This is a genomic window from Sphingomonas canaveralia (genome assembly GCF_047238125.1).
Lineage (GTDB): Bacteria > Pseudomonadota > Alphaproteobacteria > Sphingomonadales > Sphingomonadaceae > JBDFMH01.
On record NZ_JBDFMH010000001.1, the window covers coordinates 624,562 to 649,604 of the forward strand.

General features: G+C 65.9%; 25 protein-coding genes. 16 read left to right on the forward strand and 9 right to left on the reverse strand.

All coding sequences use genetic code 11. The features are described from left to right. Positions 1–8: 8 nt before the first annotated feature. The 4 genes from ABC347_RS03080 to ABC347_RS03095 all read right to left on the reverse strand — a co-directional run bounded on the left by ABC347_RS03080 (position 9) and on the right by ABC347_RS03095 (position 4,357). Positions 9–1,028 (reverse strand): acyl-CoA dehydrogenase family protein, encoded by a 1,020-nt coding sequence (locus tag ABC347_RS03080; RefSeq protein ID WP_413244277.1) that lies wholly within the window; start codon positions 1,026–1,028, stop codon positions 9–11. Further along, the gene (locus ABC347_RS03085; RefSeq protein ID WP_413244278.1) at positions 1,025–2,041 is read right to left on the reverse strand and encodes a glycosyltransferase family 2 protein; all 1,017 of its coding nucleotides are present in this window, start codon (positions 2,039–2,041) and stop codon (positions 1,025–1,027) included. The genes ABC347_RS03080 and ABC347_RS03085 overlap by 4 nt, the downstream gene beginning before the upstream one ends. Positions 2,042–2,273: 232 nt before the next feature. Next, a complete protein-coding gene (locus ABC347_RS03090) occupies positions 2,274–3,638 on the reverse strand; it encodes an ATP-binding protein (protein WP_413244279.1) in 1,365 nt (454 codons plus the stop codon). An 8-nt stretch (positions 3,639–3,646) separates the two neighbouring features. Then, positions 3,647–4,357: a response regulator gene (locus ABC347_RS03095; RefSeq protein WP_413244280.1), complete on the reverse strand. Its 711-nt coding sequence runs from the start codon at positions 4,355–4,357 to the stop codon at positions 3,647–3,649. A 138-nt stretch (positions 4,358–4,495) separates the two neighbouring features. Here ABC347_RS03095 and ABC347_RS03100 point away from each other — a divergent pair, with 138 nt between their 5' ends. The 7 genes from ABC347_RS03100 to ABC347_RS03130 all read left to right on the forward strand — a co-directional run bounded on the left by ABC347_RS03100 (position 4,496) and on the right by ABC347_RS03130 (position 10,020). Continuing rightward, positions 4,496–5,404, forward strand: a complete 909-nt coding sequence (locus tag ABC347_RS03100; protein WP_413244281.1) for an SDR family oxidoreductase — start codon at positions 4,496–4,498, stop codon at positions 5,402–5,404. A 163-nt stretch (positions 5,405–5,567) separates the two neighbouring features. Continuing rightward, positions 5,568–5,786 carry a hypothetical protein gene (locus ABC347_RS03105; protein WP_413244282.1) on the forward strand — a complete coding sequence of 73 codons (219 nt, stop codon included), beginning with the start codon at positions 5,568–5,570 and terminating at the stop codon, positions 5,784–5,786. Positions 5,787–5,805: 19 nt separating this feature from the next. Further along, positions 5,806–6,180 carry a DUF6481 family protein gene (locus tag ABC347_RS03110; protein WP_413244283.1) on the forward strand — a complete coding sequence of 125 codons (375 nt, stop codon included), beginning with the start codon at positions 5,806–5,808 and terminating at the stop codon, positions 6,178–6,180. A 16-nt stretch (positions 6,181–6,196) separates the two neighbouring features. Beyond that, on the forward strand, positions 6,197–6,322 hold the full coding sequence (locus tag ABC347_RS03115) for a hypothetical protein (RefSeq protein WP_413244284.1): 126 nt from the start codon (positions 6,197–6,199) through the stop codon (positions 6,320–6,322). A gap of 12 nt (positions 6,323–6,334) precedes the next feature. Beyond that, positions 6,335–7,006 carry a spermine/spermidine synthase domain-containing protein gene (locus tag ABC347_RS03120; RefSeq protein ID WP_413244285.1) on the forward strand — a complete coding sequence of 224 codons (672 nt, stop codon included), beginning with the start codon at positions 6,335–6,337 and terminating at the stop codon, positions 7,004–7,006. A gap of 78 nt (positions 7,007–7,084) precedes the next feature. Next, positions 7,085–8,491, forward strand: a complete 1,407-nt coding sequence (locus tag ABC347_RS03125) for a DUF4139 domain-containing protein (RefSeq protein WP_413244286.1) — start codon at positions 7,085–7,087, stop codon at positions 8,489–8,491. Further along, a complete protein-coding gene (locus ABC347_RS03130) occupies positions 8,491–10,020 on the forward strand; it encodes a DUF4139 domain-containing protein (RefSeq protein WP_413244287.1) in 1,530 nt (509 codons plus the stop codon). The genes ABC347_RS03125 and ABC347_RS03130 overlap by 1 nt, the downstream gene beginning before the upstream one ends. Positions 10,021–10,024: 4 nt before the next feature. On the opposite strand, the gene ABC347_RS03135 is transcribed toward ABC347_RS03130, so the two are convergent. Together ABC347_RS03135 and ABC347_RS03140 are read right to left on the reverse strand one after the other, a co-directional pair. Further along, a complete protein-coding gene (locus tag ABC347_RS03135) occupies positions 10,025–11,368 on the reverse strand; it encodes an MFS transporter (RefSeq protein ID WP_413244288.1) in 1,344 nt (447 codons plus the stop codon). A gap of 63 nt (positions 11,369–11,431) precedes the next feature. After that, positions 11,432–13,372 carry a S9 family peptidase gene (locus ABC347_RS03140; RefSeq protein ID WP_413244289.1) on the reverse strand — a complete coding sequence of 647 codons (1,941 nt, stop codon included), beginning with the start codon at positions 13,370–13,372 and terminating at the stop codon, positions 11,432–11,434. 239 nt (positions 13,373–13,611) lie between these two features. On the opposite strand from ABC347_RS03140, the gene ABC347_RS03145 reads away from it, so the two are divergent. Next, the gene (locus ABC347_RS03145; protein WP_413244290.1) at positions 13,612–14,208 is read left to right on the forward strand and encodes a PEPxxWA-CTERM sorting domain-containing protein; all 597 of its coding nucleotides are present in this window, start codon (positions 13,612–13,614) and stop codon (positions 14,206–14,208) included. Positions 14,209–14,357: 149 nt separating this feature from the next. Here the strand turns inward: ABC347_RS03145 and ABC347_RS03150 are convergent, their stop codons facing one another. Further along, on the reverse strand, positions 14,358–15,086 hold the full coding sequence (locus ABC347_RS03150; protein ID WP_413244291.1) for a hypothetical protein: 729 nt from the start codon (positions 15,084–15,086) through the stop codon (positions 14,358–14,360). A gap of 6 nt (positions 15,087–15,092) precedes the next feature. Continuing rightward, a complete protein-coding gene (locus ABC347_RS03155) occupies positions 15,093–16,277 on the reverse strand; it encodes a toxic anion resistance protein (RefSeq protein ID WP_413244292.1) in 1,185 nt (394 codons plus the stop codon). Between the two features lie 193 nt (positions 16,278–16,470). Here ABC347_RS03155 and ABC347_RS03160 point away from each other — a divergent pair, with 193 nt between their 5' ends. Genes ABC347_RS03160 through ABC347_RS03170 form a run of 3 tightly spaced genes read left to right on the forward strand, consistent with a single transcriptional unit; the run spans position 16,471 to position 18,988 of the window. Continuing rightward, positions 16,471–17,886 (forward strand): cytochrome ubiquinol oxidase subunit I, encoded by a 1,416-nt coding sequence (locus ABC347_RS03160; RefSeq protein WP_413244293.1) that lies wholly within the window; start codon positions 16,471–16,473, stop codon positions 17,884–17,886. Continuing rightward, positions 17,883–18,890 carry a cytochrome d ubiquinol oxidase subunit II gene (cydB, locus tag ABC347_RS03165; RefSeq protein WP_413244294.1) on the forward strand — a complete coding sequence of 336 codons (1,008 nt, stop codon included), beginning with the start codon at positions 17,883–17,885 and terminating at the stop codon, positions 18,888–18,890. The genes ABC347_RS03160 and cydB overlap by 4 nt, the downstream gene beginning before the upstream one ends. Then, positions 18,890–18,988: a DUF2474 family protein gene (locus ABC347_RS03170; RefSeq protein ID WP_413244295.1), complete on the forward strand. Its 99-nt coding sequence runs from the start codon at positions 18,890–18,892 to the stop codon at positions 18,986–18,988. The genes cydB and ABC347_RS03170 overlap by 1 nt, the downstream gene beginning before the upstream one ends. A 91-nt stretch (positions 18,989–19,079) precedes the next feature. On the opposite strand, the gene ABC347_RS03175 is transcribed toward ABC347_RS03170, so the two are convergent. After that, a complete protein-coding gene (locus tag ABC347_RS03175) occupies positions 19,080–19,376 on the reverse strand; it encodes a plasmid stabilization protein (RefSeq protein WP_413244296.1) in 297 nt (98 codons plus the stop codon). A gap of 117 nt (positions 19,377–19,493) precedes the next feature. On the opposite strand from ABC347_RS03175, the gene typA reads away from it, so the two are divergent. The 5 genes from typA (at position 19,494) to ABC347_RS03200 (ending at position 25,022) form a co-directional block, all read left to right on the forward strand. Continuing rightward, a complete protein-coding gene (gene typA / locus ABC347_RS03180; RefSeq protein WP_413244297.1) occupies positions 19,494–21,320 on the forward strand; it encodes a translational GTPase TypA in 1,827 nt (608 codons plus the stop codon). A 141-nt stretch (positions 21,321–21,461) separates the two neighbouring features. Next, the gene (locus tag ABC347_RS03185) at positions 21,462–22,133 is read left to right on the forward strand and encodes a PEPxxWA-CTERM sorting domain-containing protein (protein ID WP_413244298.1); all 672 of its coding nucleotides are present in this window, start codon (positions 21,462–21,464) and stop codon (positions 22,131–22,133) included. Positions 22,134–22,209: 76 nt separating this feature from the next. Then, positions 22,210–22,644, forward strand: a complete 435-nt coding sequence (locus ABC347_RS03190) for a hypothetical protein (protein ID WP_413244299.1) — start codon at positions 22,210–22,212, stop codon at positions 22,642–22,644. 80 nt (positions 22,645–22,724) lie between these two features. After that, positions 22,725–23,873 (forward strand): acyl-CoA dehydrogenase family protein, encoded by a 1,149-nt coding sequence (locus ABC347_RS03195; RefSeq protein ID WP_413244300.1) that lies wholly within the window; start codon positions 22,725–22,727, stop codon positions 23,871–23,873. 12 nt (positions 23,874–23,885) lie between these two features. Continuing rightward, on the forward strand, positions 23,886–25,022 hold the full coding sequence (locus tag ABC347_RS03200; RefSeq protein WP_413244301.1) for an acyl-CoA dehydrogenase family protein: 1,137 nt from the start codon (positions 23,886–23,888) through the stop codon (positions 25,020–25,022). The last annotated feature ends 21 nt before the right edge of the window (positions 25,023–25,043 follow it).

The window sequence follows — 25,043 nt, forward strand, 5'->3', positions numbered from 1 at the left end:
CAGCGGCTTCACAGGTCCGGAACCAATATTCCTTGCGCCGCCGCGGCGCCGACCCGCATGCGCTGTGCATCGGGCATCGGCTGGCGGAGATAGACCATGAGATCAGTCAACGCCGCCGACAGCGGATGGGCAGTGAAGAGGCCGCTTACGCCCACGGCCTGTTGTGCGAGCAGGATCGCACGCTCCGCGCAGCCGGCCACCGCGATCCGCGCCGCAGCGACATGTTCGATGTGGACGGGCGTCCCCCAGGTGCCGGCCGCGTCGCGCACCGCCGCCGCTGCCACCATCGCGTCGATCGCCAGATCGGCAAGCCGCCCGCTCTGGTGCGGGTCCTGGGCGCGCCCCGTGCGGTTTAGATGATCGCGAACATGATCGAACAGGCCCGCTATGCCACCCGCGTGACAGGCGACGAACCGCAGGGCCCCGCCACTGAAGAAGGGTTCGCGCGCATAATCGCCCGGAAGGCCGATTAAGCGAAGGCTGGCGGGCGCTGCCCCTTCCCAGCGAACGATATGCGTCTGTGATCGCTGCATGCCGACGACCGACCACCAGCCTCGATCGATGATCGGTTGTGACAGCGCGAGATCGACGAGCACCAACCGGTTGCCATCCGGCGTGTCGGCCGAGGCAATGGCGTGATCGAGTATTCCGGCGCCCGATGCAAAGCTCTTTCCGCCCCACAATCGTCCTTCGCTCAGACGAAGCGGCTCGTCGGTCAGCGCCGCGTTCCAGACTCCGAAGAGGTCACCGCCGGCGGCGCGGGTCGTAGCGGCCTGGGCCACCTCCCGCTCCCCGTAGCGAGCAATGATCTGAAGCGCGTCGACATGACCCTCGAGCAGCCGTGCCAGCGGTAGATCAGTCCGCGCGACGCGGTAAAGCAGACGCAGCAGCGTCAGCAGATCCGAAGATGACCGCGGATCGCCTGGAAAGGGCAGGAGCGATTGCAGGGCGGCGAGCACAGCGCGCATCTGTTGAGGTGTATCGGTCGGCTTCGCAAGCGCTGCGTCCAAGGGATCGAGTTCGGTCATGCTGCCAGCATCCGGGGTCCGCCATGGAGCCGCGCGAGCGTTTGCTCCGCTTGATCGAGCATCACGAGCCGCTCGCCAGAAGGCGGCTCGGGCACGACGATGGCGGCAAACGCAGCGGCGTTCACCGCCCTCCCGGCAGCGGCGAGGACATGGTCCACATCGGTATCCAACAGCTTCGCCAATGCCGGATATCCGGTTTCGATATCGTCCCAAGCCACGCGTGCGGCCGCTTGCCGGACGTAGCGCCACACGACGTCATCGGGATCGGCCATCATCGGCACGGTCGCGCCGACATCGATATCGCGAAGATGATCGGCCAAGCCGCCGACCGCCCGGCCAACCCTCCGCGCGGAGGTTGTCACGCGGATCGCGTCGTCATGGCGGACACGCAATCCGGCCCGGTGCGCCGTGTCAACCATGCGTGCATCCTCTGCCGAGGGGAGCGGATCGAAGCCACCGAGCGATCGATAAGCGCCCAAGCGAAATCCCAAGCTTGCCCCGCTCGTATAATGATGGGTCGCCGGCGCCTCCCATGGCAGGGGATCGATCTTCCTGCGAAGCATGTGCAGGCTGTCTAGATAGGCTTCCACCCGATCCTGCAACGGGCTCGGAAAGCCCGGCTCGCGCATGATGCGGCCCGCCGCAACGTCTGCGACCTCCAACGCAGCGAGGTTGGACGCTAGCCAGTTCGATGCCGGTACCGAATCCGCATCAGTGGAGACGATGATCGCACCGGGCCGGTCGCCGAGCAGGTCGAGACCGAGCGCCATTGCGCGGCCCCGTGCCAGGCCGGCATTCGGCGCGCCGGCGGCAATGTCGGCTGTTATGACCCTGAAAGGCAATTGCTTGGAACGCGCCGCCACCACGTCGGCGCTGGCGTCCGAGCAGCCGTCGTACAGCAGGCATAGCACGAACGGACCGGCGCCACGCTGGGCAGCAAGGGCGTCGAGAAGATTGGGCAGGAGCCGAGCTTCATTGCGGCACGGAACACAAACCGCGGCCGCGATCTGCACCGCTGGCTCGATCCTCTTATCCGGGTTGCTCCGCGTCTCTGACGAGCACCAGAGCCCGCTCATGCCGAAACCGGCGATGTTTCACCATGTCGAAAGCCGAGGGCAGCAAAGTTGAAGAGCATCAGATCGTCCCGGCCGCGACAGGCGGTGGAACACTAACGCCCGCTGCGTTCGAAAGACCGACAAAATCATATTGAGGTCGATCAAGTCGCCCCGATCATCGAACCTCGAGCTAGGCGACGACCCTTCCGCGTTCGCCGGGGGCGACATTCGGCTCCGTCGTCGATTTTGCGGGCACGGCGATCGCGGCCACCAGTCCGCCGTCCGGGCGGTTCGCCAGGGTCAGGGTACCGCCTTCGCGTTCGACGGTGCGGGAGACGATGGCCAGTCCGAGGCCAAGGCCTTTCGTGTTCCTCCCGCGTGCGGCGTCCAGCCGGACGAAGGGGGAGAGCACGCTGTGCAGATTTTCCTCAGGGATGCCCGGTCCGTCGTCCGATACGGTGAGCCGGATGTGGTCATCGTCGCGCGCGATCGTGACATCGGCACGCCCGCCATAGTGGATGGCATTGTCGACGAGGTTGACGATCGCACGCCGCATCGCGATCGGCCGGATCACGGCCTGGAGATGATCGGGGCCTGCATAGCTGGCCAGCTGGCCGGCATCGGCCGCATTGTCGACGATCGTCGCGGCGAGCACCGCCAGATCGATTGCAACGGGTGTCTCGGGGTCATCGTCGCCGCCGATGAAGGCGAGCAGCGATGCGACCATAGCCTCGACCTCGTCGATATCGGTGCCGATCTCGTCGCGCACACGTGGATCGGCAATCTCGTCGAGCCGCAGCTGGACACGGGCGAGCGGGGTGCGGATGTCGTGGCCGACAGCGGCCAGCGCCTCGATCCGGTCCGCCACCAGCCGATGAATGCGATCCTGCATTTCGTTGAAGGCGTGAATCAGCCGCCGCACTTCCTGCGTACCCTCGTCCGCCATCAATTGGGGCGGCTGATCGCCGGTGCCGATCCGTTCGGCGGCGCGGGCCAGGTGCTGGAGCGGGCGCAGCATCCGCCGGATCAGCAGTGCGCCGACGACGAGCAGCGCGATCGCCGGCACCAGCGCGACCATGATCCGCTCCAGCGCGAAATCGAAACGATGCAGCCCGCCTTGCGCGGCGAAACGCATCCAGCTGCCGTCCGTCAATTGCAAGCTGCCGATCACGGTCGTGCGCCGGCCGAGATTGGGTGTGGCGAGGCGGAGGCTCGTGGTGCGCAGACCCGGCTCCCAGGCCAAAATTTCCTCCTGCGTCTCGATCAGCTGTGCGGTCGCGGGGAAGCGGGCCGGCATTGCCGTGGCCGGCGACCAGCCGATGAAATAGCGGTCAGTCGTCAGTTCGCGCGCGATTGCAGGGCGATCCCGCGGCGGGCGCTCGGTCAGCAGCTTGCGTGCGATCACCAGATGCTCGGCAAGCCGGTGGGCCTCGTCGTCGCGCCACGAGAAGCGATTGGCGCGTTCGTAGAGCAGGGTGCTGACGAGAAACTCGGCCAGCACCGTGAGCAGCAGGATCAGCAGGATGCGGCCGAGCAGACCCAGCGAGATCCGCATCGGATCGATCAGTCGCGTTCGACCGCGGCCGTGAACATGTAGCCGACACCACGGACCGTCTTGATCGGGGCAGCGCGATCCTCCGCAGAGATCTTGCGCCGCAGCCGGCTGACCAGCACGTCGATGCTGCGATCGGACGAATCGCCGAGCCGCGTGCGCGACAGTTCGATCAGCCGTTCGCGCGCGATCACCCGTTGCGGCTGGCTGATGAAGGTGGCGAGCAGATCGAATTCCGCCCCGGTGAGATCGACCAGCTCGTTCGACGGGCCACGGAGCTCACGTCGCGGGAAGTTGACCGACCAGTCCTCGAACCGGACCTCCTCCGCACGTTTCTCGGTCGCGCCATCCTCCAGCCGTCCGCGCCGAAGAACGGCGCGGACCCGCGCCATCAGCTCACGCGTGCCGAAGGGCTTGGCCAGATAGTCGTCCGCGCCAAGCTCGAGCCCGACGACGCGATCCGCCTCGCTCGTCTTCGCGCTGATGAAGATGATCGGCACCTCGCTGTTGCGGCGAATCTGCCGGCACAGATCGATGCCATTGGTGCCGGGCAGCATGATATCGAGGATCACCAGATCGACCGGACCGCCATCCATCGCGATCCACATCTCCGGCCCCGACGAAGCGGAGCGGACGATATAGCCGTTTTCCTGCAGCACGCGCGCGATCAGCGTGCGCAGCGGCGGATCATCCTCGACCAGCACGATCGACTGCGCGCTCATCGCAGCGATCCGTCCGGTCGCGATGCGAGGGGAGTTGGCAAGATCATCGCTATCCACCTAGGAAGCTGCGCAGGGCCGGTCAATCTTGACGGCGAGAGGGGCCGCGCGCAGCCACGCCGGCGCAGGCGGGGGATCAACGTGAAGGTCACCATATTCGGTGCGACCGGGGATCAGGGTGCCGCGCAGGTGCGCGCGCTGGTCGCTGCGGGGCACGATCCGATCGCGGTCAGCCGCGCTCCAGCACCGATCGAGATCGCGGGGCAGGCGATCGAGGCGCGCGCTGCGGACTTCGCCGATCACCCCTCGCTCGATGCCGCGATCGCCGGGGCGGATGCGGTGTTCCTGAACCTGCCATCGACATCATTCCAGGCGGCGCCGCCGCTGATCGCCGCGGCGAATGTGATCGCGAAGGCGGCACAGGCGCGCGGCGTGCGATCGCTGATCTTCAACACCAGCATGCCGGTGCCGGCCGAACCGCTGGGATTTGCGGGGCAGGATGCGCGGCATGAGATGCGGCGGCTGGTGTTCGAAGCCGGTGTGCCAGCGGTCAGCATCCAGCCGGTGGTGTTCCTCGACAATCTGCTGAAAGGCTGGGCGTGGCCCGAGATCGCGCGCAACGGCCGGCTCGTCTATCCGCACCACGCGATGCTCAAGGTCAGTTGGATCTGCCATGACGACCTGGCCGCGCTGATGATCGCGGCGCTGGACCGGCCGGAACTGTCGGGCCGCAGCTTCGCCGTCGGCGGCGCGGATACGGTCCGGCTGCCGGAACTCGCCGCGATCCTGACCCGTGCCTGGAGTCGGCCGCTCACCTGGGAAAGCCAGAGCATCGAGACATTCTGCGATAATATGCGGCGCGTGTTCGAGAAGCGTGCGACGCTGGATGCAGAGTCGATGGTCGGCGAACTCGGCCGCATCTATCGCTGGTACAATGAATCGTCCACGCATCCATTCCGGATCGACATGGCCCCCGTGTTGCGCGAGCTACCCGTCGCGCTGACGCCGATCGCGGCCTGGGCCGCACGCCAGCAATTGCCGGCCTCCTGACGCCGCCCTTTCATTCCGCCCCGGAACACCTATATCAGCAAGGCTGATTTCGCGTTTCTTTCGGATATCGGGCCGCTTCGGCTCCACCCCTTGTCCCAGTGCAGCCTGAAAAAGCCGGGATGACCGCTGCCGCCCGATCGTGCGACAGCCAAGGGAGATGACCATGTCCAGAGCGCTCAATATTAATATGGCCCAGGCCGATGTCGTGGCGCTGTGCGCCAAGCGCAAAGTCGGTATCAGCGCGATCGAATCGCTGACATCGGGCGGCACCCGCGTCGTCATGCACAACGCGGCCGATGCCGACGTGATTGCCAAGGCTTATGGGGCCAAGGTGATCGCCGGGCCGGTACGTCGCACCCCCACACGCCTACTTCGTCAATGATCGGGATGACCAACAGACTATGCCTCCATTCAAGGATCCGGGTTTTCAGGAACGGACTGCCGCTGCCGCGCGCGCGAAGGAAGCCGCGCTCGCCAAGTTGAAGGCGCGGCCCAAACCAGACGAGGCCGAACTGGCGGCGCGCAACGCCGCGCGTCTTGCTCGCGAGGCCGAAGAGGCGGAACGCCGCGCCGAGGTGAAGCGCCAGCGTGAGGCGGCCGAGGCCGAACGGCGCGCCGAGGCAGAGGCCGAAGCGGCGGAACGCGCCCGGATCGAGGCGGAAGCGGCAGCTGCTAAGGCCGCGGCCGAGCCACAGAAAGTCGAGCTGACCGAGGCGGAGCGCAAGGCGGCCCGCGACGCGCGCTACGCTGCCCGCAAGCAGCGCAAGGGCCGCTAGGCCAAAGGAGCCGGTGATGGCCAAGGGCCAGAAGAAATCGAACAAGGAAGTTCGCAAACCCAAGGCCGCCAAACCGGCGACGGGGGCGGCGAACGCGTCGATCAAGGGCAAGCCGGTCGAGATGACGACCATCCGGGATTGATCGCCAGACCGGATGACGCCGCGCGAACTCATCGATACCGCCGCCGTGCCGGGTGGCGACGTGCTGCGGCTGTTTCGTCGCGGGCGCGACTTCATGATCGTGCTCGACGGCAACGAACTGATGAACAGCCGGATGAGCGGATCCGAGGAAGCGCTGGCCTACATGAGCTGTGCCCGGCTCGGTGATCGGCGTGCGCCTCATCTGCTGATCGGCGGATACGGGATGGGCTTCACGCTGCGGGCTGCGTTGGCGACGCTGCCTGAAAGCGCGCGGCTGACTGTCGCGGAACTGGTGCCGGGGATCATCGCTTGGGCGCGCGGGCCGATGGCGGAGCTGGCGGCCGGTTGTCTCGACGATCCACGCGTGACCGTCGTCGAACAGGATGTCGCTGCGCTGATCGCAGCGCCGGCCGCGCGCTACGACGCCATCCTGCTCGATGTCGACAATGGGCCGGATGGGCTCACGCGCCGTGGCAACGATCGCCTCTATACCCATGCCGGGCTTGCCGCGGCGCGAGCAGCGCTGGCACCGGGCGGCGTGCTTGCGATCTGGTCTGCGGCCCCGGACAAGCCGTTCGCCCGTCGGCTCGGTGAAAGCGGCTTCGGGGTCGAGGAAGTGGTGGTCCGCGCGCGCAGCAACGGCAAGGGGCCACGCCACATCATCTGGTTCGCCACCCCCCGGTGATCCGCTTGCGGCGCTGCGCCGGCCGCGCCATAACCTGCGGCGACCATCGGGAGTAGGCGTATGCGAGCGATCGGCTTGATGTGGCTCGGATTGCTCGCGACGGCAGCGACCGCGGCGCAGGAAGCGCCCACCCAGGCGGTGCCGGGGCAGGGGGGCACCGCGCAGGGCGATGTTTCCGTCACCATCTATAATGGCGATATCGCGCTCGTTCAGGACATCCGCTCCCTCACTCTTGGCCAAGGTCGGGTCCGCCAGACCTTTCCCGACGTCAGCGCAGCGATCCGGCCCGAGACCGTGTCGCTGGCGATCACGGATGCCAGCATCGTCGAGCAGAACTTCGACTATGACCTGCTGAGCCCATCGAGCCTGATGGAAAAGGCGGTCGGCGAGACGATTACTTTGCTGCGCACCAACCCCGCGACCGGCGTCGAGACGCGCGAGCGTGCGAAGGTTCTGGCGGTGAATGGCGGGGTGGTGCTGCAGATCGGCGAGCGGATCGAGGTGCTGCGCGACGACGGCCTGCCGGTCCGTGCCATCTTCGATCGGGTGCCGGAATCGCTTCGTGCACGGCCGACGCTATCAGTCACGCTGGCCAGTACGCGCGGCGGTACGCGTCCGGCGACGCTGTCCTATCTCAGCCGCGGGCTCGGCTGGAACGCCGATTATGTCGCGCTGTTCGACCAGAAGAGCGGCACTGTCGACGTGCAGGGCTGGATCACGCTGCGCAACACCAGCGGCACGACCTTTACCAACGCGCGCACGCTGCTGGTGGCGGGCGAGGTTGCGGGCGAGGACGATGGCGGCGGATATCGGCCGATGCCGCCGCGCCCGTCGCGCGGCGCGATCCGCCAGGCCGGGACCGAAACGGCCGATCGCGAGCAGCTGGGCGACTTCTATTTGTATCCGCTGCCCGAGCGCACCACGATTTCGGACAAGCAGACCAAGCAGGTAAGCTTCCTCGACGTTAAGGGGGCGCAGGCGGCATCGGGCTATGCGTTCGAGAATGGCTGGCTGGGCACGGCCGGCGAGCCGCGAAGCGCGCAAAGCGTGCTGCGCTTCGCCAATTCGGGTGCGGCGGGGCTGGGCGATGCGCTGCCGGCCGGCACCATCCGCGTCTATGTGCGCGATGCGCGCGGACAGCCGCAGTTCACCGGTGAGAACCAGATCGGCCACACGCCGCAGGGGTCGCGGATCTCGCTGACGACCGGCGACGCGTTCGACGTGAAGGTGCAGCCGGTGGTCGAGCAGCGCACGCGCCTTTCCGACAGCCGCTGGCGCACCGCGATGCGCTACACGCTGACCAATGCGCGCCGCGCGCCGGTCACTGTCGAGCTTGTCCAAGCGGGCCTGGATTGGACCGACACGCGAGTGATCGCGGAAAGCCGCAAGGGCGAACGGCGCGATGCGGGTACAGTCGTCTGGCAGGTGCCGGTGCCCGCCAATGGCGAGGCGGTCGTCACCGCCACCTTCGACACGCGTTACTGATGCACGGCCGGCTGGCGTGGCTGGCGGCGCTCGTGGTGACGCCGGCGTCCGCGCCGGCTCAAGGCGTGCCGCTGGTCATATCGCCCGGGCCTGATCGGACCGTGGTTACAGTCTATCGCAATCCGGGTCGCTACCGCGCCGCGGCGATCGATCTGCGAGCCTTGGGCGGGTTCGCATTGATCACCGAAACGCGCCGTATCCGGTTGCCCGCGGGCGCTGCGACGCTGCGCTTCGAAGGTGTCGCCGATGGGATCGTGCCGGTGAGTGCCATCATCGACGGCCTGCCTGGCGGCACGATCGAGAAGAACCGCGATGCACGGCTGTTGAGCCCGGCGGCGCTGATCGATGGTACGCTGGGCCGCACCGTCACGATCACGCGCACCAATCGCGCGACGGGCAAGCCGGTCAGTGAGCAGGCGACGATCCTCGCCGGGCCCAACGAGGGGGTGGTGATCAGCAGCCGTTCCGGCATCGAGGCGCTACGCTGTTCCGGGCTTGCCGAAGGCGTGCGCTTTCCCGGCGTGCCGAAAGGTCTCTCGGCGAAGCCCGTACTGAGTGTCGCAACCCGCACACCGACGGCGCGCACGGCGACGGTCACGCTCTCCTACCTCGCATCCGGGTTCGACTGGAGCGCGAGCTATGTCGCAACGATCGCGCCGGGCGGCACCCGGCTCGATCTGTTCGCATGGCTGACACTTGCCAATGCGAATCCGGAGCGGTTCGCCGATGCCGAAGTGCTGGCGGTGGCGGGCCGGCTCAATCGTTCGGCGATCGATGACGTCGCCCGGCGGGCGGCCGCGCTGCGGCTGGTCTGCTTTCCGCTAGGCACGACCACATCAGACCTGCGTGTGGCCGAGACCGAACAATTCGACGAGATCGTCGTGACGGCATCGCGGGTGATGCGGCCGGTAGCCGCCATGGCGGCGCCACCGCCGCCACCGGCGCCACCTCCGCCGCCACCGCCCCCGCCGGAAGATCTGGGCGACCTGAAGCTCTATCGCGTGCCCGAGCGGGTGACGGTGGCGGCGCGCGCGCAGAAGCAGGTGGCGCTGCTGGCCGCAAGCGGCGTCCCGTTCGAGCGGCGCTATCGCCGCGCCGTCTATCCCGGCCAGACCAGCGTGCCGATGCCGACGGCGATCGTGCTCGAGATCGAGAACGACAAGGCGGCCGGGCTCGGCATGCCGCTGCCCAACGGATCGACTGCGCTCTACGCGGACCGAAGCGGCGATCGGCTGCTGCTCGGCGCCGGCGCCCTGACCGACCGGGCCGAGGGCGAGCGCGTACGGATCGCATCGGGCATCAGCCGGCAGGTGACGGTGGCGCAGCGAACGCGCGAACCGGGCACATCCACGATCCTGGCGAGCAACGCCAATCCATTCGCGGTGACCTTGCAGGTGCCGATCGGCACGGCCGGGCAGGCGATCGACGGCGCGGGGCTGGAGCGGATCGACGGGATCGCGACCTGGACGGTCACGCTCGAACCGCGCAGCCGGGCCGAATTGTCCTATCGGTTCGCGACCGCGGGCTGATCGGTCAGCCGCGCTCCGCCGCTAGCCGGCGCAGATCCTCTGCATCGATCGCTTCCAGCGATGTGCCGCGGCTCTCGCGCATGTAAAGCGCGGCGGCCAGGCTGACAGCGCCCGAGAACAGGACGTAGACGGCGATCGGGACCCAGCTGTCATATTCGCGCAGCAACGCCGTGCCGATCAGCGGTGCCCAAGATCCGCCGAAGATCGCCGTGACCTGATAGCCGAGCGACACGCCGGAATAGCGCATCCGGGTCGGAAACATCTCGGTCATCACCGCCGGCTGCGCCGCATACATCAGTGCATGCACCGCAAGCCCGATCATGATCGCAGCCAGGATCGGCAGGGTCGCACCGGTATCGAACAGCGGGAACGCAACGAAAGGCCAGGCCATCGTCAGCGCCGCGCCGGCCAGATAGACCGGCCGCCGCCCGATCCGATCGGTCAGCGCGCCGATCGGGGGGATCAGCACGACATGCAGCAGATGTGCGCAAAATAGCAGCGCCAGGATCCGCGTCGTATCGACCTCGCGGTGGTGCAGGTAGGTGATCGAAAAGGTGACCACCATGTAATAGAGGATGTTCTCGCCGAAGCGCAGCGCCATCGCGGTGAACACGCCGCGGGGATAGCGCCGGAAGACTTCGGTCAGCCCATATCCGGCTTCGGCATGCTGCTCGACCTGCTCTCGCGCCGCTTTGAAGATCGGTGAGTCGCTGACCTGGGTGCGGATGTAATAGCCGATCACCACGATCACTACCGAAAGCCAGAACCCGATCCGCCAACCCCAGGCCAGGAAGGCATCGTCCGACAGCGTGTAGGACAGGATCAGCAGCACCACCGTCGCCAGCAAGTTGCCCAGCGGCACGCCTGCCTGTGGGAAGCTGCCCCAGAAACCGCGCCGGGTATCGGGGCTGTGCTCGGTCACCAGCAGCACCGCGCCGCCCCATTCGCCGCCGAGGGCAAAGCCCTGGATGAAGCGCAGCGTGACCAGCAGCGCCGGTGCCCAGTAGCCGATCGTGGCGAAGCTCGGCAGGCAGCCCATCAGGAAGGTCGATGCACCGATCAGCACGAGGCTGAATTGCAGCAGCGACTTGCGACCCACCTTGTCGCCGATATGACCGAACACCACGCCGCCGAGCGGCCGTGCGATGAAGCCCACCGCATAGGTGGCGAAGGCAGCGATGATGCCGTCGAGATCGTTGCCGGTATCGGGGAAGAACAGCTTGCCGAACACCAGCGTCGCGGCCGTACCGTACAGGAAGAATTCGTACCACTCGACGACCGTGCCTGCCATCGATGCACCCACGATCTTGCGCAGGTAGGATGTCTCGATCGGCTGGGCTTGCGACATGCGGATTGCGGCTCCGGATGGTTGGGAGGGTGACGGCAGAGGCAGATCGCGGACGGCGTCCGATCAGCGCGCGTCCGTCAGGAACAGCTTGCGCAGGAACAGGGTTTCCACTTCCCGGCGCAGATCATTGTTGGGCTTCTTCAGGAAGCCGTGCCCCTCGTCGGCGAACAGTACGTACCAGACTTCCTGGCCGTTCGCGCGCAGGCGCGAGACGACCTGGTCGCTCTCGAACTGCGGTACGCGCGGATCGTTGGCGCCCTGCATCACCAGCATCGGCTTGCGGATCTTCGCCAGGTTGGCCATCGGGGCGATCCGCGCGAACACGGCCGCCATCTTCGGATCGCGCTCGTCGCCATATTCCGCGCGACGATTGTCGCGGCGATAGGCTTCGGTGCGTTCCATGAAGCTACGGAAATCGCTGATCCCGTACCGCTCGACCCCGCCGACCAGCCGGTCCGAATAATGCGTCATCACCGCCAGCGACATATAGCCGCCATAGGACTGGCCATAGACCGCGACCTTGCCCGCATCGAGCCCGGGCTGCTTTGCCACCCAATCGAGCAGCGCGCCGATATCCTTGACCGAATCCTCGCGCTTCTCGGCATTGTCGAGATTGAGATAGCGCTTCCCATAGCCATCCGATCCGCGGACGTTCGGCAGGATCACCGTGGCCTTCAGAACATCGGCGAAATATTGCGCGCCATAGTTCCAGATCGGGCGGGTCTGCGCTTCGGGCCCGCCATGGATATCGATGATGACAGGGGTCTTCTGTCCCGCAGGAATGCCTTTCGGCCGATAGACCAAGGCGGGCACGGACAGGCCATCGAAGGATTTGAAGCGGATCAACTCGGGCTCGGCCAAAGTGGCGGGATCGAGTTCACCCAGTTCTGAATTGGTCCAGCGGGTAAGCGCGGCCCCCTCGATGTCCCAGCTCCAGACATCGCCGGCCGAGGTGGCGTTGGTCAGCCCGATCGCCAGCCGCTTGCCATCCGGCGAGAATTTGATTGCGGTGACGACGCCGCGCGGCAGCTCCGGCTGCGGCAGGGCGCGGCGCGTGATCCGATCCTGCACGACGAGCTTCGAGAAACCGTCCTCGTTGATCGTGTAGGCCAGCACGCGGCCGTCGTCAGTCAGGTCGTAGCTTTCGACATCCCATTTCAGCCCGGGGGTCAGCACCGTCTCGCGGCCGGTCGCGACATCGATCTCGACCAGGCGGCGGACATCGCTGTCGCGGTCTGAGATCGCGATCAGGCGATCGGCTCCGCGCAGGAAGCGCGGATCCTCATAGCGGGCGGGCGGAGCGTCGGGCGCGATCCTGGTCGATGTACCGCTGGCAAGGTCGAGCCGGAAGATCTGGCTTTCACGGTTGGAGATGCCGCGCGTGTAGAGCAGGCTCGCCTTATCGGCCGCGATGTCGGCCGGAGCGATCGATCCATCGACCTTGATCAACTCGCGCGGCGCGCCCGCCGCTGCCGGATCCAGCGCCAGCAGCGTGTAGGCAGCGGACCCCTTGGTCGCGCGCGACCAGACCGCCAGCGTGCCATCGCGGGAAAAGACAGGCGTGCCGTTGCGTGTGCCAGGCTCGGTCAGCTGGGTCGCGGCCCCGGTCAACCCGCGGGCATAGAGCTGAAACCACTCGTCGCCGCCGGTATCACGGACGAGCACGAACCGATCCGATCCGGGGATCGCGGTCGCGCTGGACACCGGCTCGTCGCCGAACGTAATCTGGGTGCGCGCGGCTCCCGGCGCCGCGACATGGTGGAGTTGCTGCGTGGCGCCGAAGCGGGTGGCGATCAGCATCGATCCATCAGGCAGCCAATCCTCGAACAGTGCGGCGCGGCTGTTCTGATAACGTTGAACCGCGCTGCGCACGTCGTCCGGGATTTCAGGCACTCCCTGCACCGTGGCGCTGCCGATCGTGCGCGTCGGCACGGCGGCGGGCTGGGCGAATGTGGCGGATGCGAGGGCGAGCGCCGATACGGCGATGGTCAGTCGATGAAGCATCGTCCGGTCTTAGCGGTGCGGCTCCGTGGGTCAAACCGCAAGGCGATCGTCACCGCTCGTCGCGCCAGATCATGACACTGTCTCGAAACAGGATAACTTCTTGTTTCACTGCTCTTGTGCGCCGCGCAATGATCGTTAACCCTGTGTTTAGATTCGGGTGATGGGCATTCGGATCATGCGTGAGTCGCGGCAGCGTGGGGCAGTCGCGGGCCACTGATAGTGGAACAAGGGACGACGCCATGAAGAAAATGAAGATGGCCGCACTCGCGGCGAGCGCGCTTATCATGTCCACGGTGCCGGCGACGATGGCTCAGGCCGCGACGCTAACGATCGACGTCACGGGCTGGAACGCTGAGGGCTTCCTCGATGCCGCTGGCAACACGCTTCAGAACTTCAACATCGGCGCTGGATCCACAGTCACGGGCGTCGCCTACGATGTGACGATCGAAGCGTTCGATCCGAGCTGGCTGTCCGAGGCGACTTTTTCGCTGACCGACAGCGATCAGTTCGCCGGCGTCTTTATCTCGCCGGGCTTTGAAGACGATAATCCCGGCGTGGGCAGCTATTCGGATTCGGTGACCCTCGCCGATTTCGGCCTCGACTTCGCGGTCGGCAGCGACGGCATTCTGCGCGTTGAATTTATCGATACGTTCGTCGATGCGGTTTCCCCGAACGCGACGGCCCTCGCAGGCACGCTGACCATTACTTACGACGCCATCGGTGGTCCCGCCGTTCCCGAGCCGGCTGCCTGGGCGCTGATGATTGGTGGTTTCGGTGCTGTCGGCGGCGCGATGCGTCGCCGTGGCAAGCAGACCGTGTCGGTCACCTACGCCTGATCGCATTGCGATCGTGACAGCGCCGCCGGTCGAAAGACCGGCGGCGTTTTCACGTCCGGCGCCGGTAAAGATGTCGGCAGGACGCTATGGGCTGCCTGAAGAACAGCAGGTCACTATCGTCGTCCGGCAGCTGCGAAGAGCCTGCGGGCTCAGCTCTCCAGCGTCTCGTCGCCGCGATATTTCAGCTCGAGATAGCGACCCTGCGTCGCGAGCTTGTTCAGGTCGCCGCTGGCCAGCTGCTCGGTCATTCGCTTGAGTTCGTCGTCGACCACGCGAAGACCCTCGGCCAGCTGCTTGTCCGGGCTCATGCCGCCACGCGTGCCGGATCTTAGGCCGGCGGGAACCCGGCGATAGCCGTCTACCAATTCGGGCAGCTCTTCACCGATCAGCTTGCGAATCTCGAACGCCGCCGGCTCACGCGGGTCGAGCGTCGCCAGCTGTGGCGCCAGCGCCTCGAGCCGCAGACCGAGCCCGTCGACCAGCCGCTGGGCAGGGGCGGGCAGGGCTGGCCGCTGGGCTTCCAGCCAGCGTTCGGTGCGCAGCGGCAGCTGGGCCAGATCGGTCTTGCTAATCGCCTGGCCGGCCGGCGGTACGATCGCCGGCGCAGCCTCGGTCGAAGGCCAGAACAGGATCGCCGTGCCCAGCGCCAACATGGCAACGATCGTAAGGAAAAAACCGATCGGGCCGATCGGCGTGAAGAAGCCGATCACGCCCGCCACCACCGCCACGCCCAGCACCGCGAGCGCCGCGCGCACGATCCGGCGCATCACCGACTGCCACATCAGCTGCCGCCGCCGCTGCGCGCGGGCGCGGGATTCCGGCGTCATGCGGTGGAGCAGGCTTTCCGCCTGCTGGATCACGCGGTTGGGATCGATCACCGGCGGCTATTCCAGGCGGAACGGTTCGGCCGTACCCTGCGACGCGCCTTCCGCCCGCGCGATATAGCCGCGCGACTTCTCGACCTCGTCGGTCAGCGTGTCCACCGTCTGCTTCATCGACGACAGGGCCTGGACCTTGAACTTGTCGATCTCGTCCATCGTCACATAGATGTTCTGGAACGCGCGTTTCAACGTATCGAGCGGGATGGTCGAGCTGGCGGCCTGGCGGTGGATCTCGGCGGTCTGCGTGCGCAGCAGTTCGCCGGTGGAATCGATGATGCTGGCGGTGGTGGTGTTCAGCGCGGTGATCTGGTTTAGCACCAGCTTCTGCGCGGTCAGCGCCTGCGCCACGGTCACCGCGGTACGCAACGCCGATACGGTCGTGGTCGATGCGCGATCAACGCCCTTCACCAGTTCGACATTGTTCTTCTTGACCAGATCGAGCGCGAGATAGCCCTGCACCGTCACGGCCATCTGGGTCAGCAGATCGGTGGTGCGCTGGCGGACATAGAACAGCGCAGTCTCGCGGATCGCCCTGGCCTTGGCCGGATCGGTCATGTCGAGATCGGCGGCCTTGTCTTCCAGGCGCTGGTCCATCGTCTTGGAAATGTGGATCATCTGTTCGAGCCGGCCCATCGCCGCCCACAAATTCTGCCGTTCCACGTCGATCGCGGCATTGTCTTTCAGCAGCTCGTCCTTGCCGGATGCCAGCCGCTGCAGGATCGCGGCGATATGGCCCTGGGCCGAGGTATAGCCGTCGAAATAGGACTTCATCCGGTTGCCGAACGGGATGAAACCCAGGATCTTGCGCGGGCCGCTGAGCTTGCCCTGCTGACCGGGATCCAGTTCCTCGACCGTGCGACGCAGCGCCGCGAGATCGGTGCCGACAGAGCTGTCCTTATCCATTGCGCGCACCGGGCGATCGAGGAAGCGGTTGGACTGGCCAGCGGCGTCCGCAATCTCCTTGCGGCCCATATTGGTGATCGCATCGACCTTCTTGCCGAATTCCGGGCTGTTGGCGTCGACCGCCACCAGCTCTGCGATGAAGCCGTCCACCTTCTGCTCGAGCTGGGTCTTCTGCTCGTCCTTCAGTGGCACCAGACCGGCAGCCTTCTCGATCGAGACGGTCGGCACCGGATCGGGCGGAGTCAGGGTCAGTTCGCTTTCGGTCTTGGTCGCGGTCGATGCCATCATGATCCTCCAGCGCCCAACATGGCCGGGCGAGCCGTGTTATTCAAGTGATACAGCCGTCAAGACACCCTAGCGCCGATCTCTGCGCACGCGAAAGAGGCAAAGGGATTGCGTGAACTGCAATTGGGCCCGCCGCGTTATGCAATGCGAGGGCCGTGCAATCCGCTTTCCGAAAGCGTAAAGGCGAAGCGCCATGACAGATGCCGATCTCGCGCTGATCCTTGCCCGCGCCCAGTTCGCTTTCACCGTCTCGTTCCACTTCATCTTCCCTGCCTTCTCGATCGGGCTTGCCAGCTATCTCGCCGTGCTCGAAGGTGCCTGGCTGTGGACGGGCAAGGAGAAATATCTCGACCTGTTCAGATACTGGCTGAAGATCTTTGCTGTGGCGTTCGCGATGGGCGTCGTCTCCGGCATCGTCATGTCCTACCAGTTCGGCACCAACTGGTCGGTCTTCTCGGATCGGGCGGGGCCGGTGATCGGCCCGCTGATGGCCTATGAGGTGCTGACCGCCTTCTTTTTGGAGGCGGGGTTCCTCGGCGTGATGCTGTTCGGGATGGAGAAGGTCGGCCGCAAGCTCCATTTCGCGGCGACGCTGATGGTGGCGATCGGCACCTTCATTTCCGCCTTCTGGATCCTGAGCGTGAACAGCTGGATGCAGACCCCGGTCGGCTTCGGCATCAATGCCGATGGCCAGTTCGTGCCGGCGGGTGGCTGGCTGTCGATCATCTTCAATCCCAGCTTTCCCTACCGCCTCGTCCACACCGTGATCGCCGCTTATTTGACGACCGCGTTGGTGGTGGGCGGTGTCGGCGCGTGGCACCTGATCAAGGGGAACGCGACCCCGCAGGTCCGCAAGATGTTCTCGATGGCGATGTGGATGGCGGCGATCGTGGCGCCCATCCAGATCTTCGTGGGCGACATGCACGGGATCAACACGCTCGAACATCAGCCCGCCAAGGTGATGGCGATGGAAGGCCATTTCCAAAGCCACCCGGATGGGGCACCGCTGATCCTGTTCGGCCTGCCCGACGACGCCGCCGAGACGGTCCGCTACAAGATCGAAATCCCTAAACTCTCCTCGCTGATCCTGAAGCATGATCTCAATGCGCCGCTTGCCGGCTTGGATACCGTCGCCAAGACGGATCGGCCGCCGGTGTGGATCGTGTTCTGGTCGTTCCGGATCATGGTCGGGCTGGGCCTGGCGATGCTGGCGCTCGGGCTGTTCAGCCTGCTGGCGCGGTTTCGCGGCAAGCTTTACGATTGGTCGCTGCTGCACCGTTTCGCCTTGGTCATGGGTCCGGCCGGGTTCGTCGCGGTGATCGCCGGCTGGGTGACGACCGAAGTCGGCCGCCAGCCATGGGTGATCTACAATCTGCTGCGCACCGCCGATGCCTCGTCCGAGATCGGGCTGCCGGGCATCGCCGGATCGCTGGTGGCGTTCGTGATCGTCTATTTCACGGTGTTCGGTGCGGGCACCGTCTATCTGCTGAAGCTGATGGCGAAGCCGCCGCATCCGCATGAGTCCGGCGATGTCCAGGCGCCGATCCGTTCGGCCGGGATCACGCCGGCGCATGGCGTGGCGAAGCACGGCACGGAGAAAGGCGAATGACCCCCGATCCGACGCTGACCGTCATCTGGGCCGGCATCATCGCCTTTGCCGTGGCGATGTATGTCGTGATGGATGGGTTCGATCTCGGAATCGGCATCCTGTTCCCGGGCTTTACCGTAGGCGATGAACGCGATTCGGCGATGAACGCCATCGCGCCGGTGTGGGATGGCAACGAGACCTGGCTGGTGCTGGGCGGGGGTGGGTTGATGGCAGCGTTCCCGCTGGCCTATGCCGTCGTGCTGCCGGCGCTCTATGCGCCGCTGATCGCGATGCTGCTGGGACTGGTGTTCCGCGGCGTCGCGTTCGAATTCCGCTGGCGTGATCCCGCGCATCGGCGACGCTGGGATGCGGCGTTCTGCGCTGGATCCTTCTTCGCCACCTTCGCGCAAGGCGTGACGCTGGGCGCGCTGCTGCAGGGCATCGCAGTCGAGGGCCGTGCCTATGCCGGCGGCTGGTGGGATTGGCTGACCCCGTTCAGCCTGCTGACGGGCGCGAGCCTGGTGATCGGTTATGCGCTGCTGGGTGCGGCCTGGCTGATATGGAAGAGCGAGGGCCGGCTGCATGACGACGCCCGCCGCTATGCCAAGGCGTTGGTGCCCGCGCTCCTGCTCGCGATCCTGGCAGTCAGCGCGTTCACGCCGTTCCTCGAAGGCAAATATTATGAGCGCTGGTTCCGCTTTCCCGGGCTGCTGGTGACGATCCCGATGCCTCTGCTGCTAATCGGCGCGAGCGCGGCGCTGTGGGCGGCGGTCCGCCGCGGGCATGACGGCGCGCCGTTCGCGTGGACGTTGGCGGTCTTCGCGCTGGCGATGGCAGGCCTGGCCGTATCGTTCTGGCCGGACGTGATCCCGGGCCGGCTGACGATCTGGCAGGCCGCGGCGCCGGCTGACAGCCAGATCTTCATGCTGGTCGGCGCGGCGGTGCTGGTGCCGATGATCCTGGCCTACACAGCCTGGTCCTACTGGGTCTTTCGCGGCAAGGTCGGCCACGAGGGCTATCATTGATGGCGTGGCGCAGGTTTGGCTGGTTCGTTGCGATCTGGGCAATGAGCGTGGCCGCAATCGGCGCGGTTGCGTTCCTGATCAGGGCCGTGCTGCTTTGAAGTCCGTCATTCCGGCGAAAACCGGGTTCTGACGTCGCGGGCGGCGCTGTGCGTGTGTTCGGATGCCCGATCACATTTTGTAAGACGGTGCTTATTTCTTGGCCGCGTTCTTCCGTCTGGTGTCCCATCCCTTGCGGGCGGCGGCAGACCGGGCTTCCGGCGATCCCTTCTTCTGCGCGGAGCCGCCGGCCTTGGAAGCGGCATTGGCGTTCGCCTTACCGCGGCCGGATCCGGATTTATTGCCTCCGCCGCTGTCCTTGTTCACCGTTGCCCAGGCGCGCGCTTCGGCCTCCTTCTCCGGCACGCCGCGCTTCTCATAGCGTTCCTCGATATGCTCGGCCTTGCGCTTCTGCTTGTCGGTATAGGCGCTTTTGTCTCCGCGGGGCATGGCCGCTCTCCTCGTTGATCGGGCTCCAACGCACCGTGTCGACTTTCGAGCCTTTCCGCGCCGCACCATTTCGGCTATGCGCGCGCCTCAACCGATCCCTCGCATCCAGGAATTTCCATGAGCCTCCGCAACGTGGCCATCATCGCGCACGTCGATCACGGCAAGACCACGCTCGTCGACCAGCTGTTCCGCCAGTCCGGCACCTTCCGCGACAATCAGCGGGTCGAGGAGCGGGCGATGGATTCGAACGATCTCGAAAAGGAACGCGGGATCACCATTCTGGCCAAGTGCACCTCGGTCGAATGGGAAGGCACCCGCATCAACATCGTCGATACGCCCGGCCACGCCGATTTCGGCGGTGAGGTCGAACGCATCCTCTCGATGGTCGATGGCGTGATCCTGCTCGTGGATGCCGCCGAAGGCGCGATGCCGCAGACCAAATTCGTCACTGGCAAGGCGTTGGCGCTGGGGCTCAAGCCGATCGTCGTGGTCAACAAGATCGATCGGTCCGACGCTCGCATCCAGGAAGTGCTGGACGAAGTGTTCGATCTGTTCGTGACGCTCGAAGCGAATGACGAGCAGCTCGATTTCCCGGTGCTCTACGCATCGGGGCGCAACGGCTATGCCAACGAGAATCCCGATCTCCACGAAGGCACGCTGGCGCCGCTGTTCAAGAAGATCGTCGATCATGTGCCCGAGCCGGCGGCCGATCCGGACGGCCCGTTCAAGTTCCTCGTCACGCTGCTCGATCGTGACAATTTCCTGGGCCGCATCCTGACCGGGCTCGTCGCCAGCGGCACCGTCAAGGTCAACATGCCGATCCACGCGCTCGACAATGACGGCAAGGTGGTCGAGACCGGCCGCGCCTCCAAGCTGATGGCGTTCCGCGGGCTGGAGCGGGTTCCGGTCGAGGAAGCCAAGGCCGGAGACATCATCTCGATCGCTGGCCTGGCCGTCGCGACCGTCTCGAACACGATCGCCGACACCAGCGTGACCGAGCCGCTGCACGCCCAGCCGATCGATCCGCCGACGCTGTCGATGCGCTTCGCCGTCAACGACTCGCCGATGGCGGGCCGCGAGGGCACGAAGGTGACCAGTCGCATGATCCGCGACCGGTTGCTGCGCGAAGCCGAGTCGAACGTGGCGATCAAGATCACCGAGGCGGCCGACAAGGACAGTTTCGAAGTGGCCGGCCGTGGCGAATTGCAGCTGGGCGTGCTGATCGAGACGATGCGCCGCGAGGGGTTCGAGCTCGGCATCAGCCGGCCGCGCGTGCTGTTCCGCGATGGCGAGAATGGTCGCGAGGAGCCGTATGAGACGGTCGTGATCGACGTCGACGACGAGCATTCGGGCACGGTCGTCGAGAAGATGGCAACGCGGAAGGCGGAGATGACCGACATGCGGCCCTCGGGCGGCGGCAAGACGCGGATCACCTTCTCCGCGCCGTCGCGTGGGCTGATCGGCTATCATGGCGAATTTCTGTCCGATACGCGCGGCACCGGGATCATGAACCGGCTGTTCGAGAAATATGGTCCCTACAAGGGCAATATCGAGGGCCGGAAGAACGGCGTGCTGATCTCCAACGGCGCGGGCGAGGCGGTGGCCTATGCGCTCGGCCCGCTCGAGGAGCGCGGCGTGCTGATGGTCGGGCCGGGCGAGGCGCTCTACGAAGGCATGATCATCGGCGAGAATGCCAAGACCGACGATCTCGAAGTCAATCCGATGAAGTCCAAGCAGCTGACCAACTTCCGTGCGTCGGGCGGCAAGGACGATGCGATCCGGCTGACCCCGCCGCGGCGGCTGACGCTGGAACAGGCGATCGCCTATATCGACGATGACGAGATGGTCGAGGTGACGCCGAAGTCGATCCGGCTGCGCAAGCGCTTCCTCGATCCGCACGAGCGCAAGCGCCAGAGCCGCGCCAAGGCGGCTGCGAACGGCTGATCGATTCTGCCCCGCCGCTCTGCCGGCGGGGCAATTGTTTCCGGATGTCTTTGATCGTTAACGCGATCTTCACCGCGCTGTCCCGTCCATGACATGCGCTGCCGCGATAGCCCCTGCACCAACCAAGCAGGGAGACTGTCCATGAAGCCGATCATCCTCGCCGCTGCGCTCGCCGCCGGCGCAATCCTGTCGGGCGCCGCCGGTGCCGCCACGCTGACGCCGGTTTCGGTGACCGCCACGAGCACGTTCAACAACGGCTTCTACACGCCGAATAACCTGATCAACGGCAGCGGCCTGTCGGGCGGTCTGCACGACAATTTCTTCGGCAACATGTGGCAGACCGAGCAGAGCGAAACCGACAAGCTCGCGCAGATAACCTTCGATCTCGGCGATACCTATCAGGTCGATGCCGCCAACATCTGGCAATTCAACTATGCCGATGGCGTGCAGATCCCTGGCGTCATCAGCACGCTGGATCGCGGCGTGAAGGCGTTCCGCCTGCTGACCTCGCTCGACGGCGTGACCTTCACCGAAGTGTTCAACGGCACGCTGGCCCGCGGCACCGGCGAGCCGCTGGCCGCGCAGACCTTCGCGCTGAACGACGTCGCCCGCTACGTCCAGATCGATATCCTCAGCAACTATGCGGAAGGCACGATCTACACGACGTTCGCGTCGGGCCTTTCGGAAGTGCAGTTCGAGGGATCGGCGATCACCGCGGTGCCAGAGCCGGCGGCCTGGGCGCTGATGATCGGCGGCTTCGGTCTTGTCGGCGGCAGCCTGCGTCGGGCCTCGCGCCGTCCCGTCATCGCCTGACGTTATCGCCTTCAGGAACCAGTCAGGTCCGTCTTGATTGAATCCTCCGACACGGGGGTTCGATTGGAGACGGACCATGAGGAAACTGATTACCGGAAGCACCACCGCCCTGATGCTGGGCGCGGCGACTATCGCCACCACCGTCATTCCCACCGCGCCGGCCGATGCGCAGCGTTGGCGCGGAGACGGATTCCGCGGTGGCGGTTTCAACCGCGGCTGGAACCGAGGCGGCTGGAATCGCGGCTATTATGGCCGCGGCTATGGCTGGAACCGTGGCTATTATCGTGGGCGGGATCGCACCGGCGTGGCGATCGGCGCGGGCCTGCTGGGATTGGGCCTGGGTGCCGCGATCGCCTCGTCCAACCGCGACCGTTATTATGACCGCGGCTATTATGGCGGCGGTTACTATGACCGTGGCTATTATGGTGGCGGCTGGGGACGTGATTGCTACACCCGACGCGTTTGGGATCCCTATCTCGGCCGCCGGGTCCGCGTCCGCTATTGCGACTGATGCTGGAGCCCCCACCCTGATCGGAGGGGGCTTTACGTTCGCGTAAAGCTGCGCCATCCTTGCGTTGAAAGAGGATGGCCATGATGGACGAAGACGCATTCCGCGCAGAAGCGCGCGCCTGGCTTGAAGCGAATTGCCCTGCCGAGATGCGGACGCCCGTCCAGTCCGATGCCGACATCTGCTGGGGCGGCCGCAACGCCCGCTTTTCGAGTGACGCGCAGAAGCAGTGGCTCGAGGCGATGGCGGAGCGCGGCTGGACGGTACCGGACTGGCCAGTGGCTTATGGCGGCGGCGGCCTGGACCCTGCCCAGACCAAGATCGTGCGGCAGGAGATGCAGCGCATCGGCGCGCGCAATCCCCTCTATTCCTTCGGCATCTCGATGCTGGGTCCGGCTCTGCTGAAATATGGCAGCGAGGCGCAGAAGCAGCGCTTCCTCCCCGAAATCGCACGCGGCGAGATCCGCTGGTGCCAGGGCTATTCGGAGCCGGGTGCCGGGTCTGACCTTGCGGGCCTGCAAACGCGCGCCGAGGACAAGGGCAATCACTGGCTGGTGAACGGCCAGAAGGTGTGGACCAGCTATGCCGACAAGGCAGACTGGATCTTCTGCCTCGTCCGCACCTCCACCGAATCCAAGCAGGGCGGGATCAGCTTCCTGCTGTTCGACATGGCATCGCCCGGCGTCACCACCCGGCCGATCCTGCTGATCTCGGGTAATTCACCCTTCTGCGAGACGTTCTTTGACGATGTGAAGGTGCCGAAGGATCAGCTGGTCGGCGAGATCAACAAGGGCTGGAACGTCGCCAAATATCTGCTGGGTCACGAACGCGAGATGATCTCGGGCATGGGGCTGGCAGGCGGCGCGTTGGGGCCCGACCTGGCGCTGGCGGACGACCCCGTGCTGCGCGCGCAAGTGGCGTTGTTTGATGTCGACGCGCTGGCCTTTGCCGCGATGTCGGAACGCTTTCTCGACGAACTGAAGCATGGCCGGGCGCATCCCGCGCAGCCGTCGATGATGAAATATGCCGGGACCGAGCTCAACAAGCGCCGCCACGAATTGATGATGGCAGCGGGCGGTGCCGACGCGCTGGAGTGGAAAGGCGCGCGATCTCAGGACGGACGGACTTCGCGTGCGTGGCTGCGCACCAAGGCCAATTCGATCGAGGGCGGCACCAGCGAGATCCAGCTGGGCATTATCGCAAAGCATATCCTGGCGCTGCCGGGCGCCTGAGGGGAGACGAGCGTGCCGCTGTTCCACGACGAAGATCAGGCGATGCTGAAGGACATGGCCGCGCCCTTCCTCTCGGATGCCGCGCCGGTCTCGCACCTGCGCGCGCTGCGTGATGCAGACGACCCTGCGGGCTATTCGCGCGATTTGTGGCGGCGGTTCGGGGAACAAGGGCTGGCCGGCGTGCTGGTGCCCGCAGCGCATGGCGGCAGCGGCCTCGGCCATGTCGAGGCCGGCATCGTGCTTGAAGAGATCGGACGCAACCTCACTCCTTCGCCGTTCCTGACGAGCGCGGTGGCCGGAACCACGGCGCTGGCATCGGCGGACGAAGGGCTGCAGTCGCGATGGCTGCCAAGGATCGCGGCCGGCGATGCAGTCGTCGCGCTGGCGATCGACGAGGGGCCCAAGCATCGGCCCACCGCAATCTCCGCCACCGCCGTTCGCGCCGGCAACGGCTTTCGCCTGGAAGGCGGCAAGCAGTTCGTGATCCATGCCAAATCGGCCGACCTCCTGATCGTGGCGGCGCGGACCGGCGGTGCAGCGGGAGATGAAGCGGGGATCACGCTTTTCGCTGTCGATCCGGCGGCAGGGGGGCTCTCGATCGATCCGGTGCGCTTGGCCGACTCCACGATCGCCGGGCGGCTGGCGCTGGACGGCGTGGCGGTGGACGCCGATGCGGTGATCGGCGAGATCGACGGGGGCTGGGAGTTGCTCTCGCGCATGCTGGACGCCGGCCGCGCCGGCGCAGCCGCCGAGATGATCGGGGCGGCAGCCGCCGCGCTGGACCGCACGGTCGAGTATCTCGGCCAGCGCAGCCAGTTCGGACGGCTGATCGGTGAGTTCCAGGTGCTGCAGCACCGCGCCGCACATCTTTATTCCGAGCTGGAGATTGCCCGCGCGGCTGTGCTGAAGGCGCAGCAGCTGCTCGACGCCGGGGACGAGCGCGCCCCGCTGATGGTGGCGGTGGCCAAGGCAAAGGCAGGCCGCGCATCGGCGCTTGCCGTGCAGGAGGGTGTTCAGATGCACGGCGGCATCGGCATGACCGACGCGCACGATATCGGCCTGTTCATGAAGCGCCAGCGCGTGCTGGACGAACTGTTCGGCGATCCCGGCTTTCATGCCGACCGGGTGGCGCGCCTGAACGGCTATTGATCGACTCTTTACGCGCTTGCG

What these genes read in the sequence shown, in the direction of transcription:
- ABC347_RS03080 (WP_413244277.1), bottom strand. Translation starts at nt 1,028, where the DNA reads ATGACCGAACTCGATCCCTTGGACGCAGCGCTTGCGAAGCCGACCGAT.
- ABC347_RS03090 (WP_413244279.1), bottom strand. Translation starts at nt 3,638, where the DNA reads ATGCGGATCTCGCTGGGTCTGCTCGGCCGCATCCTGCTGATCCTGCTG.
- ABC347_RS03095 (WP_413244280.1), bottom strand. Translation starts at nt 4,357, where the DNA reads ATGAGCGCGCAGTCGATCGTGCTGGTCGAGGATGATCCGCCGCTGCGC.
- ABC347_RS03105 (WP_413244282.1), top strand. Translation starts at nt 5,568, where the DNA reads ATGTCCAGAGCGCTCAATATTAATATGGCCCAGGCCGATGTCGTGGCG.
- ABC347_RS03110 (WP_413244283.1), top strand. Translation starts at nt 5,806, where the DNA reads ATGCCTCCATTCAAGGATCCGGGTTTTCAGGAACGGACTGCCGCTGCC.
- ABC347_RS03115 (WP_413244284.1), top strand. Translation starts at nt 6,197, where the DNA reads ATGGCCAAGGGCCAGAAGAAATCGAACAAGGAAGTTCGCAAACCCAAG.
- ABC347_RS03120 (WP_413244285.1), top strand. Translation starts at nt 6,335, where the DNA reads ATGACGCCGCGCGAACTCATCGATACCGCCGCCGTGCCGGGTGGCGAC.
- ABC347_RS03125 (WP_413244286.1), top strand. Translation starts at nt 7,085, where the DNA reads ATGTGGCTCGGATTGCTCGCGACGGCAGCGACCGCGGCGCAGGAAGCG.
- ABC347_RS03130 (WP_413244287.1), top strand. Translation starts at nt 8,491, where the DNA reads ATGCACGGCCGGCTGGCGTGGCTGGCGGCGCTCGTGGTGACGCCGGCG.
- ABC347_RS03135 (WP_413244288.1), bottom strand. Translation starts at nt 11,368, where the DNA reads ATGTCGCAAGCCCAGCCGATCGAGACATCCTACCTGCGCAAGATCGTG.
- ABC347_RS03140 (WP_413244289.1), bottom strand. Translation starts at nt 13,372, where the DNA reads ATGCTTCATCGACTGACCATCGCCGTATCGGCGCTCGCCCTCGCATCC.
- ABC347_RS03145 (WP_413244290.1), top strand. Translation starts at nt 13,612, where the DNA reads ATGAAGAAAATGAAGATGGCCGCACTCGCGGCGAGCGCGCTTATCATG.
- ABC347_RS03155 (WP_413244292.1), bottom strand. Translation starts at nt 16,277, where the DNA reads ATGGCATCGACCGCGACCAAGACCGAAAGCGAACTGACCCTGACTCCG.
- ABC347_RS03160 (WP_413244293.1), top strand. Translation starts at nt 16,471, where the DNA reads ATGACAGATGCCGATCTCGCGCTGATCCTTGCCCGCGCCCAGTTCGCT.
- cydB (WP_413244294.1), top strand. Translation starts at nt 17,883, where the DNA reads ATGACCCCCGATCCGACGCTGACCGTCATCTGGGCCGGCATCATCGCC.
- ABC347_RS03170 (WP_413244295.1), top strand. Translation starts at nt 18,890, where the DNA reads ATGGCGTGGCGCAGGTTTGGCTGGTTCGTTGCGATCTGGGCAATGAGC.
- ABC347_RS03175 (WP_413244296.1), bottom strand. Translation starts at nt 19,376, where the DNA reads ATGCCCCGCGGAGACAAAAGCGCCTATACCGACAAGCAGAAGCGCAAG.
- typA (WP_413244297.1), top strand. Translation starts at nt 19,494, where the DNA reads ATGAGCCTCCGCAACGTGGCCATCATCGCGCACGTCGATCACGGCAAG.
- ABC347_RS03185 (WP_413244298.1), top strand. Translation starts at nt 21,462, where the DNA reads ATGAAGCCGATCATCCTCGCCGCTGCGCTCGCCGCCGGCGCAATCCTG.
- ABC347_RS03190 (WP_413244299.1), top strand. Translation starts at nt 22,210, where the DNA reads ATGAGGAAACTGATTACCGGAAGCACCACCGCCCTGATGCTGGGCGCG.
- ABC347_RS03195 (WP_413244300.1), top strand. Translation starts at nt 22,725, where the DNA reads ATGATGGACGAAGACGCATTCCGCGCAGAAGCGCGCGCCTGGCTTGAA.